This window comes from Arthrobacter sp. NicSoilC5, assembly GCF_019977395.1.
Classification (GTDB): domain Bacteria; phylum Actinomycetota; class Actinomycetes; order Actinomycetales; family Micrococcaceae; genus Arthrobacter.
The window spans coordinates 4,237,512-4,254,068 of record NZ_AP024660.1 but is presented as its reverse complement, the minus strand read 5'-3'; the positions used below and the strand labels follow the sequence as shown (position 1 = coordinate 4,254,068).

Annotated in this window: 13 protein-coding genes; 12 read left to right on the top strand and 1 reads right to left on the bottom strand. The window is 66.7% G+C overall.

Annotated features, from left to right (window positions below):
* The first annotated feature begins 167 nt into the window (after positions 1–167).
* On the top strand, positions 168–1,775 hold the full coding sequence (locus tag LDO22_RS19820) for a PucR family transcriptional regulator (protein WP_224025417.1): 1,608 nt from the start codon (positions 168–170) through the stop codon (positions 1,773–1,775).
* Between the two features lie 35 nt (positions 1,776–1,810).
* Here the strand turns inward: LDO22_RS19820 and LDO22_RS19815 are convergent, their stop codons facing one another.
* On the bottom strand, positions 1,811–2,671 hold the full coding sequence (locus LDO22_RS19815; RefSeq protein WP_224025416.1) for a nitrilase-related carbon-nitrogen hydrolase: 861 nt from the start codon (positions 2,669–2,671) through the stop codon (positions 1,811–1,813).
* A gap of 235 nt (positions 2,672–2,906) precedes the next feature.
* Here LDO22_RS19815 and LDO22_RS19810 point away from each other — a divergent pair, with 235 nt between their 5' ends.
* The 11 genes from LDO22_RS19810 to LDO22_RS19760 all read left to right on the top strand — a co-directional run bounded on the left by LDO22_RS19810 (position 2,907) and on the right by LDO22_RS19760 (position 16,485).
* Entirely contained in the window at positions 2,907–4,097 is a 1,191-nt protein-coding gene (locus tag LDO22_RS19810) for an ROK family transcriptional regulator (protein WP_159632586.1), read from the top strand.
* 131 nt (positions 4,098–4,228) lie between these two features.
* The gene (mmsA, locus tag LDO22_RS19805; RefSeq protein WP_224025415.1) at positions 4,229–5,788 is read left to right on the top strand and encodes a multiple monosaccharide ABC transporter ATP-binding protein; all 1,560 of its coding nucleotides are present in this window, start codon (positions 4,229–4,231) and stop codon (positions 5,786–5,788) included.
* Between the two features lie 44 nt (positions 5,789–5,832).
* A complete protein-coding gene (mmsB, locus tag LDO22_RS19800; RefSeq protein WP_224025414.1) occupies positions 5,833–7,116 on the top strand; it encodes a multiple monosaccharide ABC transporter permease in 1,284 nt (427 codons plus the stop codon).
* 49 nt (positions 7,117–7,165) lie between these two features.
* Positions 7,166–8,260 (top strand): sugar-binding protein, encoded by a 1,095-nt coding sequence (locus tag LDO22_RS19795; protein WP_224025413.1) that lies wholly within the window; start codon positions 7,166–7,168, stop codon positions 8,258–8,260.
* 199 nt (positions 8,261–8,459) lie between these two features.
* Positions 8,460–9,893, top strand: coding sequence for an FtsX-like permease family protein (locus LDO22_RS19790; RefSeq protein ID WP_224025412.1), 1,434 nt, complete (start codon positions 8,460–8,462; stop codon positions 9,891–9,893).
* A 2-nt stretch (positions 9,894–9,895) separates the two neighbouring features.
* Positions 9,896–10,603 carry an ABC transporter ATP-binding protein gene (locus LDO22_RS19785; RefSeq protein WP_224025411.1) on the top strand — a complete coding sequence of 236 codons (708 nt, stop codon included), beginning with the start codon at positions 9,896–9,898 and terminating at the stop codon, positions 10,601–10,603.
* A gap of 159 nt (positions 10,604–10,762) precedes the next feature.
* On the top strand, positions 10,763–11,833 hold the full coding sequence (locus LDO22_RS19780) for a Gfo/Idh/MocA family oxidoreductase (RefSeq protein ID WP_224025410.1): 1,071 nt from the start codon (positions 10,763–10,765) through the stop codon (positions 11,831–11,833).
* Positions 11,834–12,039: 206 nt separating this feature from the next.
* Positions 12,040–12,999 carry a hypothetical protein gene (locus LDO22_RS19775; RefSeq protein ID WP_224025409.1) on the top strand — a complete coding sequence of 320 codons (960 nt, stop codon included), beginning with the start codon at positions 12,040–12,042 and terminating at the stop codon, positions 12,997–12,999.
* A 90-nt stretch (positions 13,000–13,089) separates the two neighbouring features.
* Positions 13,090–14,403 (top strand): hypothetical protein, encoded by a 1,314-nt coding sequence (locus LDO22_RS19770; protein ID WP_224025408.1) that lies wholly within the window; start codon positions 13,090–13,092, stop codon positions 14,401–14,403.
* A gap of 286 nt (positions 14,404–14,689) precedes the next feature.
* Positions 14,690–15,985 carry a serine/threonine-protein kinase gene (locus LDO22_RS19765; protein ID WP_224025407.1) on the top strand — a complete coding sequence of 432 codons (1,296 nt, stop codon included), beginning with the start codon at positions 14,690–14,692 and terminating at the stop codon, positions 15,983–15,985.
* Positions 15,982–16,485 (top strand): hypothetical protein, encoded by a 504-nt coding sequence (locus LDO22_RS19760; protein ID WP_224025406.1) that lies wholly within the window; start codon positions 15,982–15,984, stop codon positions 16,483–16,485. Before LDO22_RS19765 ends, LDO22_RS19760 begins: the two co-directional genes overlap by 4 nt.
* Positions 16,486–16,557: the final 72 nt, after the last annotated feature.

Genomic DNA, 16,557 nt, shown 5'->3' with positions numbered 1-16,557 from the left:
TTCCCCTGACCAACATTGGCATGTGAGCCAACTCTCAAGCTGGTGCAAAATGACTTATAGTGATCCACCGTGAGACTTTATGCACAAACGCAGCGGATCCCGCAATCCGGCGCCTGCGGCGGCCGGGTGCGCCGCCTGCCGGGTGCCGGTCGACGCCGGTGCGAGCCATGACTGTGGGACCCGCGGAGTCCGGACGGCTGAGCTTCGTCACCCTCCAGCAGTTCCTTGACCAGCTGCCGCCGCTGCTGAAAACGCTCCACGACGGCGGCAGCGGCGGCCGTCTTTTGCGGTGGGTTGAACCCAGCGAACTGGAGGACCCCACACCCTATTTGCCGGAGGGTGAGTTCCTGCTCACCGCCGGACTTCCCTTCCTGGGCGACGGCGGCACGCCGGCCAGGGTGGATGCGTATGTCCGGCGGCTGGTGGAGGCCAAGGTGGCGGCCCTCGGGTTCGGGATCAGGCCCTACTTCGATGCCGTCCCGGACGTGGTGCTGGACGCGTGCCGGCGGCACAACCTCACCCTGTTCGAGGTGCCTGAGTCGCTTCCGTTCGCGGCGATCGGCCTCCAGTTCTCACAGCTCCTGGAGACTGACAATGCCCGGGTTTTCCGGCAGCTGGCGGAGACCAACCGGCAACTCATGCGGGCCGTCCTCTCCCCCAGGCCGGAGCATGAACTGCTGGCCGCCCTGGTCCAGCGCGTGCCTGTATGGGCGGTCATGGTGGGGGCGGACGGCCGGGTCCGGGCACGCGGCACCAGTGCCGGCGGCAGCACCGCCGTCGAACTTTCCCTGCTGGAACCGATGCTGGAACGGCTGCTGTCCGGCCGGGGCCCCCGGGTGGAGATGGACGGCTTTGACCTGCCGGGCTCGGCGCTGGTGGTGGGCCACCCGCTGCGCAGCACCAAGGATGCCAATCTTGGCGCCCTGGTTCTGGGCTCCGACGTTCCGCTGACCCCCGCACAGAACAACGTGGTCCAGTCCGCGGTCGGATTGCTCGAACTGCTGGTGCGGCAACGCACCAGCGGGTCGCTGGCTCCAAGCCAGCTGGCCACCGCCGTCCTGCTGCACCCCGAAAGCCTCACCGCGGGCGGGACCAGGCATGTGAATGGGCTCAAGGACCTGCTGGCGCAGAGCCTTTCCTCCACCCGGTCCGCGCCCATGCGGGTTGTGCAGGGCATCAACGTGGAAGCGCCCCAGTGGCCGGCAGGAGACGGCCCCGTCCGGGAACTGCTGCAGTGGCGCCGGATGCTCGACACAAAACTGGTGGAGATCACTGACTACGGCTTCGCCGCCGTGACCCGGCTCAGGGTGGATGATGCCCTGCTTGCCGATGTGGAGAAGCTCGGGTGGCGCCTGGTGGTGGGCGAACCGACCGAGCTCGCCGGCTTGTCCGCCGCCTACCAGCGGGCCACCTCCCTGCGCGGCCAGGTCCAGAGAAGCGGGCAGAGCATCCGGGCCGATGAGGTGTCCTGGTCCGTCACCGGACTGCTGGGCCGTGAGGCCGGGACTTTGCTGGCCGAACGCCTCCTGCAGCCGGTCCTGGCGCTGGAGCCGGACCGGCGCCATCCGCTGCTGTCTGTCCTCCGCGGCTGGCTCAGCGAGAACGGCAGCTGGGACGCGTCCGCCAAACTGCTGGGCCTGCACCGGAACAGCGTTCGGCGGCAGATCGGCGTCCTTGGCGAGCTGCTCCAGATGGACCTGAACCAGGCACAGGTGCGGGCAGAGCTGTGGATTGCGCTGCAGTACGCAGACAGCTTGGCGGGCAGGGCTGACTGAGGGACGGGACTGGCTGACGGGCTGACGGGCAGCGGCTAGGCGCCGATGCCCCCAGGGTGGCCCGGTTCCCGCAGCAGGGCTGCCTCCCACTCCCGGTACAGCCTGGGCCGGCGTTCCCGCAGGTACGGGACTGCATTGCGTGCTGCCCGGACGGCCTCCGTGCCCACCTCGGCAAACAGCAGCGCCGGGGCATCGCCGGCCTCGGCGAGGAGCGTCCCGTCGGGCCCCGCCACCACGCTTCCGCCCCCAAAAGCGTAGGCGTCCTCGCTTCCGCAGTGGTTGGCGTACGCCACAGTGAGCTGGCTTTCCAGCGCACGGGCGCGGACAAGCACCTGCGGTACTGCCTCGAAGCCGGCCGACAATGCGGTGGGCACCAGGAGCAGCTCGGCACCCCGGGCAGCAGCCGCCCGTGCGGCCTCGGGGAACTCGATGTCGTAGCAGATCAGCAGTGAGGTAGGGATGCCGTGGAAATCCACGACGGCGGGAGGTTCCGCGGCTGCGACAAATGCCTCGCGTTCCTCGTTGCCAAAGAGGTGCACCTTGGCGTAGTTGAGGATTTCCATGCCGTGGGCGTCCACCAGGGTGGCTGAAATGTGCCATCCGGCCGCACCGGCGGATGGTGGTTCAGTGCGCACCGGGACGGGCAGGCTGTAGACGAGCGCGATCCTGTGCCGGCGCGCGGTGTCCGCCAGGCGGGCGCGGATGGCGGGGAGGGCCGCCGGATCCAGTTCGCTGCGCAGCCGCAGCGGGGCATAGCCCACGGGAAACAGTTCCGGCGTGAGCAGCACGTCGGCACCGGCCTGCGCGGCCCGGCGGGCGGCATCGTCCACGGTGCGCAGGTTGGCCCCAATATCCAGGACCACCGCATTCGCCTGCAGGACGGAGAGCAGCATCATTACCACCTTCTTCATGCCCGGCCACGGGAACAGGGCTGGGCTGGATTGTTTCCGCCTACCAGCCTAGCCAGCCGCAGGCGGCGGATGACGGGTCGTTTGGACCCACCCGCAGGCATGCCGGGACGGAATGCACGGGGATCCGGCCTGGGCCCTGCGTACCGTTCCCAACTGCATTCGACGCAGCCATGCGTTAACTTCTTGACTACAAGCGCAGCGGTAGGGCAATCTTCTTAGCATGTCCGCAACTACGCGCTCAACGAGGAGCAAACCTAAAAATCCCGGATCGCAGTCCGCCCTGCGGCAGCTGAACCAGCAGCGGATTATCGAGACCCTGATGGGCGGCCCGTCCACCCAGGCGGAACTGGCCCGGCAGACGGGGCTGTCCACCGCCACCGTCTCCAACATCGTCAAGATCATGCTCGATTCCGGTCTGGCATCCACCGAGCCGATCACCAGCTCCGGGCGGCGGGCACTGAACGTGCGGCTGAACAGCAACGGCGCCGTGGCCGTGGGCATCGACTTCGGCCGGCGGCACCTGCGGGTGGTCCTCGCCTCGCTCAGCTACCACGTCATCGCCGAAGAATCGATAATGCTCCCCCTGGGCCACCAGGCGGATGACGGCATCCAGGCCGCGGTGGCGCTCCTGGAGAAACTGTTGCGGGAAAGCGGGGTGGAGCGCTCCTCGGTCGTGGGCGCCGGCGTCGGAATTCCGGGCCCCATCGACCGCCGGACAGGGACGGTGGCCCAGGGCGCAATCCTTCCCGAATGGGTAGGCATCAACATCCTCCAGCACCTTGAGGAAACCTTGAGAATCCCCGTCTTTGTTGACAATGACGCCAACCTCGGCGCCTGGTCCGAGGTGACGTGGGGGCAGCACTCCGGGGTCAGCAACCTGATGTTCATGAAGATCGGATCGGGCATCGGTGCCGGCCTGATCCTCAACGGCGCCCCCTACTACGGCAACGTGGGAATCACCGGCGAAATAGGGCACGCGACCATCCATGAGCAGGGCCTGGTGTGCCGTTGCGGCAACCGCGGCTGCCTGGAAACCATCGCCTCCACCACCACCATGATCGAGCTCCTCAGCCGCGGCGAAGACCCGCCGATGACTCCGGCCGACATTGTCCGCAAGGCCCTGAACCGCGACTCCGCCACCCTTAGGGTCGTGGACGATGCCGGACTGGCCGTGGGCCGCGCACTGGGCAATGTGGCCAACCTGATCAACCCTGAGGTCATCGTGGTGGGAGGGCCCCTGGCGGGCCTGGGCGACATCCTGCTGGACCCCATCCGCAGAGGATTGATCCGCCATGCAGTGCCCGTGATCGGCGAGACGACAACCCTCACCATGTCCTCGCTCGGGGACCGGGCGGAGGCGCTTGGCGCCGCCGCCCTGGTGTTCCAGCACGCCGGGATCCGCAAGGCGTAGACCATTTCGTTATCCAGCAATTGCGTTAAAGACTTGACGACAATAGCTGTGATCCAGTTTACTTTTGGTTCAGACGGCCCTGCGCTTTGCCGGCCGGACAAAGAAGTCATTGCATTGGAGGGTTAGGGCTCATGACGTCCCAGACCACGCACGCGGACCCGGTCATTCTCGAGATGCGGTCCATCACCAAGGAATTTCCCGGCGTTAAAGCCTTGTCGAACGTGAGCCTCCGGGTGAAGGCAGGCGAAATCCACGCCATCTGCGGCGAAAACGGCGCCGGCAAATCCACCCTCATGAAGGTCCTGTCCGGCGTGTACCCGTACGGAAGCTACGACGGCGACATCGTCTACCAGGGGCAGGTCCAGCAGTTCCGGGACATCAGGGCCAGCGAGCACGCCGGCATCGTGATCATCCACCAGGAACTGGCGCTGATCCCCGAACTGTCCATCATGGAGAACATCTTCCTGGGCAACGAGCCCACCAAGCGCGGCATCATCGACTGGGGCGAGGCCCGCCTGCGGTCCCTGGACCTCCTGGCCAGGGTCGGCCTGCGGGACGACCCCGATACCCCCATCAAGGAAATCGGCGTCGGCAAGCAGCAGCTGGTGGAAATTGCCAAGGCCCTGAACAAGTCCGTGAAGATCCTCATCCTGGACGAGCCCACCGCAGCCCTGAACGAATCGGATTCACAGCACCTGCTGGACCTGATGCTGGGCCTGAAGGCCAAGGGCATCACGTCGATCATCATCTCCCACAAGCTCAACGAGATCGAGCAGATCGCCGATTCCATCACCATCATCCGCGACGGCAAATCCATCGAGACGCTCGACGTCAAGAAGGACGGCGTGGATGAGGACCGCATCATCAAGGGCATGGTGGGCCGCACCCTCGAATCCCGGTTCCCGGACCACACCCCCAAGATCGGAGAGGTGTTCTTCGAGGTCAAGAACTGGACCGTGGGCCACCCCAACGTCCAGGACCGCCTGATCTGCAAGAACTCCAGCTTCTACGTCCGCCGCGGAGAAATCGTAGGGTTCGCCGGCCTCATGGGCGCCGGACGCACCGAACTGGCCCGCTCCGTCTTCGGCCGCTCCTACGGCCGTTTCATTGACGGCCACATCTACAAGGACGGCAAGGAAGTGGTCCTCAAGAACGTCCGCCAGGCGATCGACGCCGGGCTGGGATACGTCACCGAGGACCGCAAGACCCTGGGCCTGAACCTCCTCGATGACATCAAGACCACCACCGTGGCAGCCGCCCTGAAGAAGATCAGCCACAACTCGGTGGTTGACCCCAACCAGGAGTTCACGGTGGCCGAGCAGTACCGCAAGTCACTGCGCACCAAGACGCCCTCCGTGGAGGAAGGCGTGGCCAAGCTGTCCGGCGGCAACCAGCAGAAGGTGGTCCTGGCCAAGTGGATGTTCACCGACCCGGACCTGCTGATCCTGGATGAACCCACCCGCGGCATCGATGTCGGAGCCAAATACGAGATCTACGGGATCATCCAGCAGCTGGCCAACCAGGGCAAGGGAGTCATCGTCATCTCTTCCGAACTGCCCGAGCTCCTGGGCTTGTCCGACCGCATCTACACCATCTTCGAAGGCGCCATCACAGGTGTCCTGAACAAAGACGAGGCCAGCCAGGAAAGCCTGATGAAGCTGATGACCTCCGCCACCCGAAAAGCCGCCTGACCCTCTGGCCCATCCAGAACCTTCCGGACACAAGGACTGACACCATGAACGCCCTCAAAAAGCTGTTTGGCGGCAACACCCGCCAATTCGGCATGATCTTTGCCCTCGTGGCCCTGATCATTTTCTTCCAGTTCGCCACCGAAGGCCGGACGCTGACCCCCGGCAACGTCATCAACCTCTTCAACGGCAACTCCTACATCCTGATCCTGGCCATCGGCATGGTGCTGGTGATCATCGCAGGCCACATCGACCTCTCGGTCGGCTCCGTCGCCGCGTTCGTCGGCGTCACCGTCGCCCTCGCCATCCGCGACTGGGGCATCCCGTGGTGGGCAGGCGTCCTGCTGGGCCTGGTGCTGGGTGCGGTCATCGGCGCCTGGCAAGGCTGGTGGACCGCGTATGTGGGCATCCCCGCCTTCATCGTGACGCTGGCCGGCATGCTCCTCTTCCGCGGCTTCAACCAGTTCGTGGGCAAGTCCAACACCATTCCCGTACCCAACGACTTCCAGTACATCGGCTCCGGCTACCTGCCCGAGGTGGGTCCGGACACCGGCTACAACAACTTCACGATCCTGATGGGTGTCGCAGTCGCGGTCTTCGTCGTGGTGGGCGAACTCCGCTCCCGGGCCCGGGCCAAGGCGCTCGGCGCCGAGGTCCCCGAAATGTGGGTCACCGTGCTGAAGCTGGTGCTCATCTGCGCCGCCATCCTCTACGCCACGTACCTCTTCGCCACCGGCCGTCCCGGCACCTCGTTCCCCATCCCCGGCCTGATCCTGGCCGTGCTGGTACTGATCTACGGCTTCATCTCCTCCCGCACCATCCTGGGCCGCCACGTCTACGCCGTCGGCGGCAACCGGCATGCGGCCGAACTCTCCGGCGTCCAGTCCAAGAAGGTCAACTTCCTGGTCATGATGAACATGTCCATCCTGGCCGGCCTGGCCGGCATGATCTTCGTGGGCCGCTCCACCGCATCAGGACCCTTCGACGGCGTGGGCTGGGAGCTGGACGCCATCGCCGCCGTCTTCATTGGCGGCGCGGCAGTGACCGGCGGTGTGGGTACCGTGGTCGGCTCCATCATTGGTGGCCTGGTCATGGCAGTGCTCAACAACGGCCTGCAGCTCCTCGGCGTCGGCGCCGACCTCACCCAGATCATCAAGGGCCTGGTGCTCCTGATCGCCGTCGCCTTCGACGTCTACAACAAGTCCCAGGGCAAACGCTCCATCATCGGCATGCTGACCCGGAACATGAACCGTCCCTCCGGCGGACCCAGCAGCCCCATCCAGCCCGACGAAACCACCTCCACCAAGGAAGCGATCGCCAGGGAAGCCTGAAGTTTGCAGCCTGAATACCGTTCCATCACTCAAAGAAAGAGAACCAACAATGCGAATGTTTGGTAAAGCAGGAAAGGCCGCAGCGGTAGCTGCCATCGCAGCACTGGCGCTGACGGGCTGCGGCCGCTCGGAGCCGTCCGGCGGGTCCAGCACCGGTGCCGCGGGATTCGACCAGAAGTCCTCCATCGGCGTTGCCCTCCCCCAGAAGACCAGTGAAAACTGGGTCCTGGCCGAAAAGCTGTTCAACGACGGCCTCAACGGTGCCGGGTTCAAGGCTGACGTCCAGTTCGCCAACGGCGGCGTGTCGGAGCAGCAGAACCAGATCAGCGCCATGGTCACCAAGGGTGCCAAGGTCATTATCGTGGGCGCCATCGACGGCTCCCAGCTGGGTACCCAGCTCAAGCAGGCCAAGGACGCCGGCGCCACGATCATCGCGTACGACCGCCTCCTGCTGAACACGGACAACGTGGACTACTACGTGGCCTATGACAACTTCAAGGTCGGCGTGCTCCAGGGCCAGGCCCTGCTGGACGGCATGAAGGCGAAGAAGCCCACTGGTCCGTACAACATCGAACTGTTCGCCGGTTCCCCGGACGATGCCAACGCCAAGGTGTTCTTCAACGGTGCCATGAGCGTCCTGAAGCCCAAGATCGACGACGGCACCCTGAAGGTCGTCTCCGGGCAGAACAGCTTCGAGCAGGCCGTGACCCAGGGCTGGAAGGCTGAAAACGCCCAGCGCCGCATGGACACCCTGCTCAGCGGCAGCTACACCAGCGCCAACGTGGACGGCGTCCTCTCCCCCAACGACACCCTGGCCCGCGCAATCCTGACCTCGGTCAAGGCTGCCGGCAAGCCGATCCCGGTTGTCACCGGCCAGGACTCCGAGGTTGAGTCGGTCAAGTCGATCATCGCAGGCGAGCAGTACTCCACCATCAACAAGGACACCCGCAAGCTCGTTGAGCACGCCATCACCATGGTCAAGGACCTGCAGGCCGGCAAGAAGCCTGAGGTCAACGACGACAAGTCCTACAACAATGGCAACAAGGTTGTTCCCGCCTACCTGCTGGAGCCGGTCATCGTGACCTCGGCCAACGTCAAGACGGCCTACACGGACGATCCCGTACTCGGCCCGATCACCAAGTAACACAGTCGGTAACGCCGGGTAAACCCCGGCAAGCGGAAAGCCCGGTCCTTCAACAGGACCGGGCTTTCCTGCGTCCTGCCTCAACAGCAACATCCTTCACAGGCCAAACACAGGTCCGGCCGGATTGCGGCACAGGATGCCCGGCGAGGGTTGATGGGAAGCCGGCCTCCCGCGCCGGCACCTGAGCCATAGGAGTAACGTGAGCGTCCTTGCCCGAAGCGTAGGCAATGCCTTCAGAAACAAGGTCCGCACCGCAGCTGTTGTTGCGGTGCTGGCCGTCGCCATTGGCCTGGCACTGGCCATGCTGGTGGCGAACCAGGCAGTCGGGGCGAAAGTGCAGGAGCTCAACGCCTCCGTCGGCACCGTCCTGACCGTCAACCCCGCCGGCGGCCAAGGCTTCGAAGGCGGCGGAGAGCCGCTCACAGCCGCCCAGGCAGCCACCGCCGCCGGCGTCCCCAACGTCAGCGCCGTCGTCGGGACCTCATCCCTGCGGTTGCGGAACGCGGCGGCTGCCGCGGCACAAACGGCGCAGGCTGGACAAACCGCACCGGGCGGCCAAACCGGGCAGGGAGGCCCCGGCGGCCAGGCCGCAGCGCCCCTGACCACAAGCCTCACCGCCGCGGTGGATGCAGGCACCCTGGGCAACCGCAACCAGCAGGCCAACGGAACCACCGGATCCACCGGAAGCACGCAGCAGCCGGTCCGGTCCCTGCCGATCACCGCCACGGGTATCGGCGCTGAAGTGGACACCACGGGCAAGGCACTGAACATTACGCAGGGCACCGGACTGGGCGACTACTCGGCAGTGTCCACGGGAGCACTGCTGGGCACCACGCTGGCGGAGAAAAACAGCCTCACCGTTGGGTCCACCTTCACCATCAACGACCAGACCTACACGGTGACCGGATTGTTCGACGCCGGTACGGCGTTCGGGAACAACGCCGCCTACCTCACGCTCCCCACCGCCCAGTCGCTCGCCGGGACACCGGGCGAACTGTCCAGCATGATCGTCACGGTCAATTCCATGGACAACGTCGCCACCACCAAGACGGCCCTGCAGGCCGCCCTGGGCAGTGGCAAGGCCGACGTCACCCAGGGGCAGAACCTGCAGACCGCCGTCAGCTCCCTGGACAGCGTCAAGAACATCTCCTTCATCGCCTTCATTGCCGCCCTCGGAACCGCTGGCCTGATCATCCTGCTCATCATGGTGATGCTGGTCCGCGAGCGCCGCCGCGAAATCGGGGTCCTGAAAGCCATCGGCGCCCCCAACCGCACCATCGGCCTGCAGTTCGTCCTCGAAGCCCTGGTCCTCGCGGCCCTGGGCAGCGCAGTGGGCGCAGCCATAGCATCCTTCGCCAGCGGCGGCATCGCGTCCGCCCTGATCAGCAGCAACACCACCACAACCACTGCCAGCACGGGCCGCGGCCCCGGCGGGGCGGGCGGCTTCCCGGGCGGCCAGGGCGGCCCCTTCGGCGGCGCCTCCCAGCTCCTGAACTCGGTCACCGCGAGCGCATCGCCGGGCGTGATCGCCGGTGGCATCGCCGCCGTGTTCGGCGTGGCCATTATCGGCGCCCTGGTCCCCGCGCTGCTTACCGCGCGCATCCGTCCCATCGAAGTCCTGCGAGGAGAATAGCCATGATTGAAGTCAAGAACCTGGTCCGCACCTTCAACTCCGGTGACCGCACCATCAAGCCGGTCAACGATGTCAGCTTTGTCCTGGAGCAGGGCACCCTGGCCTCCATCGTGGGCAAGAGCGGCAGCGGCAAGAGCACCCTGCTGTCCCTGCTGGGTGCGCTGGACAAACCCACCAGCGGGGACGTCGTGGTGGACGGCGTGAGCCTGGCAAGCCTGCCGGACACCAAGCTGACGGAATACCGGCGCCGGGACATCGGCTTCGTGTTCCAGCAGTTCAACCTGATCCCCAACCTGTCCGCCGTGGACAACGTCATGCTGCCCATGGAGTTCGCGGGGGTCCGCAAGGCCGCGCGGCTGCAGCGCGCCAAGGACTTGCTGGAACAGGTCCAGCTTGATCCGTCCAAGCACGACCGGCGGATCAACAGGCTCTCCGGCGGCGAGCAGCAGCGCGTGGCCATTGCCCGCGCCCTGGCCAATGAGCCGAAACTGATCCTGGCGGACGAGCCCACGGGCAACCTGGATGAGCAGACCGGCGACCACATCATCGAGCTCCTCAGCTCGCTGAGCCGCGACCACAACACCACCATCCTGGTGGTCACCCACGACAGGGTCCTGGCGAACAAGACCGACCGCCGGTTCCGCCTGCAGCAGGGCAAGCTGACGGAAGAGCCGGTCCGGGGACGGAGCGCCGTCGCCGCCACGGCCTGACCCGGAGAAACCTGACCCAGAGAAACCGGGCCCGGCAGGGCCGTCGGCGGGGGGAGCGCCCAAAGCGTCCTCCCGCCGTCGGCCTCTTTCCGCTGCCAGCCACCGCACGGGGCGCGGAATTCCGGGGCCGTCCGGCGGCCCTGTGACAGGATTGCAGCTATGACTGCTCCGATCGCAAAGCCGTGGCTTTCCAGCCAGCCCAACCAGGATCCCCGGTCCGCCACCGGGGCTCCCCTGCGCTGGGGAATCATCGCCACGGGCAGCATTGCCCGCGCCGTCTCGCAGGATCTCGCGCTGCTTGAAGATGCCGAGCTGTATGCGGTCAGTTCCAGGGCGCAGGACACCGCGGACGCGTTTGCCGTGGCGTATGACTTTTCCAAGGCGTACGGGGACGACGGCGGGGTGCCCGGCTACCAGCGGCTGCTGGCCGATGACGCCGTGGATGTTGTGTACGTCGCGACGCCGCACGCGCAGCACCACGAGATGGTTCTCGCCGCCCTCAACGCCGGCAAGCACGTGCTGTGCGAGAAGGCTTTCACCATCAACGCCCGGGAAGCGGCGGAACTCATCGAGGTGGCGCGCAGCCGCAAGCTCTTCCTCATGGAGGCGGTCTGGAGCCGGTTCCTGCCCTCGATGCAGCGTGCCTTCGACATCGCTGCTTCCGGAGAGCTGGGCGACATCCATTGGGTGACCGCTGACCTTGGCTTCCCGGCACCGTACTCCCCCAACGCCAGGCTGTGGGCCCGGAAGGACGGCGGGGGCGCACTGCTGGATCTGTCCGTGTACCCGCTCCTGTGGGCGCTCGGCACGCTTGGCTTCCCGCAGACCGTCAGCGCCACGGGCTTCGTCAACGACGACGGCGTCGATGCGCAGAACGCCCTGAGCCTTGGCTACGGCCACGCCGCCCAGGTCCAGCTCACCTCCTCCCTGCTGGCCCACGGACCCCGCACTGCCACGGTGGCCGGCAGCCTGGGCTTCCTGCAAAGCGTGGGTTCCATCAACAACCCCCGCGAACTGGTCATCGCGAAGGGGTGGGAGGACCGCCGGACGGAGACCTTCGACGTCGTGGGAAAGGGCTACGCCTACGAGTTGCGCGAGGTGATGAGGTGTGTCCAGCAGGGGCTGACCGAGAGTCCGGTCATGCCGCTTGAGGACACCCTGAACACCATGCGCCTCTTCGACGGTGTGCGCGCACAGCTCGGCGTGACCTACCCCAACGACAGCCACTAGCAGGATCATCAAAGGCTGCGTTCGACGGCGGCGGGCAGCTTTTGCCCGCTGGTCACGCCACTGTGACTGCCCGATTCTGCCGTGACAGTTTCTGCACCCGTTTCCGGCATTTGTAAATTCCCTTTAGTGAATGCTGGACTTCAGGCGATAAGCAGTCTTAGCATTTAGAAAGCATCGATTGCGCCGGTCACTGGGGGGTGGTACGCATGGCTCGTAGTAGTTCGCCATGGCATGCCCTGCGCCCACTGCTCCTGGCAGGAGCAGCCGCGGCCACCTGGTTGACTCTTTCATCAACGGCTGCAACTGCCGATGCCGGGACCGATTCCACTTCACTGCTCGGCGGCGCCACCAGTTCGGTGTCTTCCCTGAGCCAGGATCTTGCAGCTGCGGTTTCACCGGTCCCTGCGGGGTCCGCGGCTGGACCAGCCGCGTCCCCCGGGCTGCTGCAGCCTGTCGTAACGCCGGTTGCCGGCCTCGCGGACAACCTTATTGCCGCCGTTCCCGTGGTGGACCAGGTGGTTCCGGCCGGAACGGTTTCAGAGGTCTCGGCTCCCCTTGCTGAGCTGGCCGATACTGTGGCTGCCGGTGTAGCCCAGGAAGTCGCAGCCCCTGCAGCCGAGGCGGTTCCGGTCCTGGAGCCTGTGCTCCAACCGGTTTCAGATCTTTTGACCGGAACTGTTCCGTTGCCCGTCCCGCCCTTGGATGCCGTGCAAGTGGACGTTCCCGCCGAGGTGGTCCCTGCTCCCGCGCAGGATCAACCGGCAGCCGTGGACGATGCGCCGGGTGCCATGAACACGGCCCCGGAATCTGACCAGGCTGTTGAAGTCTCATCCACGGAACCAGCAGCCCACCCCGGCGCGGGCATGGAAGCCGCGGGCGCGGGCATCCTGGCCCATACGGCGGCGCCGCAGTCCGGGGAATCCGTGATGGCTGGCGCCGTCCAGGAGCAGCCCCTGCCGGACCCGTTGCCCCTGCCTGCCCAGGCTCCGGCAGCCCCGGCGTCCGGCACGGGCAGCGGAGGATCAGCGGGCGGAGCGTCCCCTGCCGCTGCGTGGCTCGACCCTTTCGACTTTGATTTTGACCGGGCCGGAAGTGTTCGCGCCGACCGGTCCTCCGAGCATGCCCCTGCGCCGGTGTCGTTCGACCCCGGCTCTTCCCCTGACTAGTTGAGGCCCTCTGCCCTCCCGAGGGCAGCACGCGGCTTTACGGGCAGCTGTCCAGCGCCCGGACACTCAACTATTTCAGGAGTAAACACCATGAACTGCACCCTTCGCAGGGGGTTGCTGAGCACCCTCTTTGCCGGCGGCCTCCTGGCCTTCGGCTGCGCCACCGCCAACGCGGCGGACACCACCAGCGGGACGGACCTTTCCGCCTCCGCCCTCATCTCGGCGGCGGCACCCGCTGACTCGACGTCGTTGGGCCTGCTGGGTGACCCAACGCCGGCCGGATCAACAGGTGTCGCCGCCGCAGTGGACGTCAACCTCGGACTGGGGACTGTGGCGACCACTGATCCCGCCGCCATCGGCACCGGAACGACGGACAGCACCACGACGAACCTCGCCGTCGGTGCCGCCGTGGACCTCGGACTCGGGACTGTGGCCACCACCGACCCCGCAACCACCGGCACCACCGACCTGGCAGCGGCAGCAGACGTCAACCTCGGCCTCGGCACAGTGACCACCACCGACCCCGCAACCACCGGCACCACCGACCTGGCAGCCGCGGCAGACGTCAACCTCGGCCTCGGCACGGTGACCACCACCGACCCCGCCACCACCGGCACCACCGACCTGGCAGCCGCGGCAGACGTCAACCTCGGCCTCGGCACCACCGGCACCACCGGCACGGCAGCCGCGGCAGACGTCAACCTCGGCCTCGGCACCACCGGCACCGGGACTACGGACGGCACCGTGGCAGACCTCGCGGTCGATGCAGCCGCAGGCCTGGGCCTGGGCGGCCTCACCGATGGTGACGCCACCGGGGCTGGCAGCACGGTGGACGCAGCCCTCGGCATCACCCTAGGGTCTGTCACGGACGGTGACACGGCAGGTGTCATCGATGCAGCCGCGGACCTTGGTGCTGCTGTGGGCTCCGGGACAGCAGGCGGCAGCGGCCTGGATGCTGTGGTCGATCTTGGCATTGACCTCGGGCTCGGCGGCGACAACACCACAGGCACGCCGGGAACTTCCGATCCCGGCACCACCCCGGGTGACGGAACCACGGGCGACACCGGAACCCTTGACCCGGGAACAGCTGATCCCGGAACGATGGATCCCGGCACCAGCACCCCGGGCTCGGACACCCCGGGCGGCGACTCCAGCGGTGGCGCCGGTGATACAGGAACAGAGGGCTTCACGGCAGCACCGGCCGGCTCAACCGCGGTGGGCGGGGCAATCGGCACCGTAACGGTCCCCCGCGGCAACACGGCCGCCGGTAATGCTGCCCTTGCCAACGGAGGCGCTGCCCACACCGGCCTCGCCAAGACCGGCTGGGACGGATCGCTGGTCCCCCTGGCCCTGCTGCTCCTGGCCGCCGGACTCCTGGCGCTCCGCAAGCGCAAGGTGTCCTAGCGGCCCCACGGCAGAACAGTAACCGCCCGCGCCTGTGCGCCTGAAGCGGCAGCACCCGGCGGGCTGACGGAAGGAGGACAGCAGCCCCGAAACACAACAACAGCACAAGAAACATGTCGTCAGCACACATGTCCTTGAAGCCGGTGGTCCGGCGGCGAAGGTTCGTAAAATCGCCGCCGGGCCGTCGGCGTGCCGGAACGGGAAGCCCTGGTCAATCGCTGCTTCCACCTCACCGCCCGTATAATTTGAGGTACGACAGTGCCGCAGCGCACCGGGAGGAACGGTCATGGTGGCGGAATCGCCTAGCTCCATCAAGAATGAAGTTGTCGGCGGTCGCTACCGGTTGGGTGATGTCATCGGCCGCGGCGGAATGTCATCGGTGTACTGTGCGCGGGACGAAAACCTGGGCCGCGATGTGGCGTTGAAGCTCTTCGCCCCGCAGGCCCCGGACGCGGATGAACTCAAACGCCAGGAAGCGGAGATCCAGCTCCTCGCCACACTCAACCACCCCGGCCTGGTGACCCTCTTCGACGCCGGTATCGATGACCGCATTCCGGATGAGCCCCGGCCGTTCCTGACCATGGAGCTCGTGGAGGGCCAGGACCTGCGCGCCCGTATCCGGCACAGCAGGGTACCCCTTGAAGAGCTGAGCGTCATCGGCGCAGGCATCGCGGACGCGCTGGCCTATGTGCACGGCCTGGGCATCATCCACCGCGACATCAAACCGGGCAACATCCTCCTGGTCCAGATCCGTCCCGGCGAGCCGCTGCGGCCCAAGCTCACGGACTTTGGCATCGCCAGGATCGTGGATTCCACCCGGCTCACTGCCACGGGCACCATGGTGGGCACCGCCGCCTACCTCAGCCCGGAACAGGCCCTGGGCAAGCCGCTGTCGTCAGCCACGGACATCTACTCCTTCGGGCTGGTTCTGCTGGAATGCATCAAGGGCACCGTGGAATACCCCGGCAGCGCGGTGGAATCCGCGGTTGCCCGGCTTCACCGCGCCCCGGAAATTCCCGACGACGTCCCCGCCGAGTGGGCCGACCTCATCCGGTCCATGACCACCATCGAGCCGCTGGAGCGGCCATCGGCCGCCGACATAGAGACCGCCCTCCGCCAGGCGTTGGTTTCCCCGGCCTCAACGCCCGGAGAACTGGCGCCGGAGACCACGCGGGTACTGCCGGCCATGCCCTTCCACCCTCCGACCATCACTGCCGAAGAGTCGGTGGATGACGTCCGGGAGGCAGCCGGGGCCACCGGAGCGACGGGGTCCTCTGACGATCCGTCGGCCCAGGCTCCTGCGACCGCATCTGATCCTGCGCCCGCATCTGATTCTGTCCGGCAATCCGGTTCCGGGACGGCGGCCACCCCCTCCCCTGCCAAGGCTTCCGGCAAGCCCCGCCTCTCACGGAACCAGCGGATCTGGCTTGCCGTGGTGCTCGCTGCCCTGGTGATTGCCGCAGCCGCTGCCGCGGTGATGATGAGCATCTCCGCCCGGCCCGCCGACGTCGTCCCCTACCCCACGGTAACCGGTGTCCTGGGCGACCACCTGCAGGAACTTCAAAAGAGCGTGGCGCCGTGACCCTTCGGCAGGCCGTGCCGGGCCGGCTGCTGCTGGCCTGCGCGGCGGCCCTGCTGGCGGCCACCTTCCTCAACGCCTGTGCCGCCCCCGGGAGCGGGCTGCAGCGCGAAGCGGCAACACAGCTCCAGGCGCGGGTCCTTGAGGTGACCCAGGCTTCCTCCCAAAACGATCCCGCAGCCGCGCTCAAGGCACTGGAGGGCCTCGAAGCGGACCTTTCGGCTGCCCAGGCGAAGGGCCAGGTCTCCGAAGAGCGGCGCCGCAGCATCACCACCGTGGCCACCGCCGTCCGGGCAGACCTCACTGAAGCAGTTGCCGCTCAGGCGGCGGCCGCGAAGGCTGCCGAAGACGCCCGCGTTGCCGCCGCCCAGGCAGCCCAGGATCCCTCCCCCGCACCTGCGTCGCAGGCAGCTCCCGCACCGGCCCCGGCACAGGGCAGTGCCGCCGGCAACGGAGCGGACGGCGGCAAGAACAACGGCGACAAGGGCAAAGGCAAGAACTGAACCGCGCCCAGGCTAGGTGACAAAGCAAAAGAAGCGGTGCTCCGGTGGAAACCGGGGCACCGCTTCTCTCTG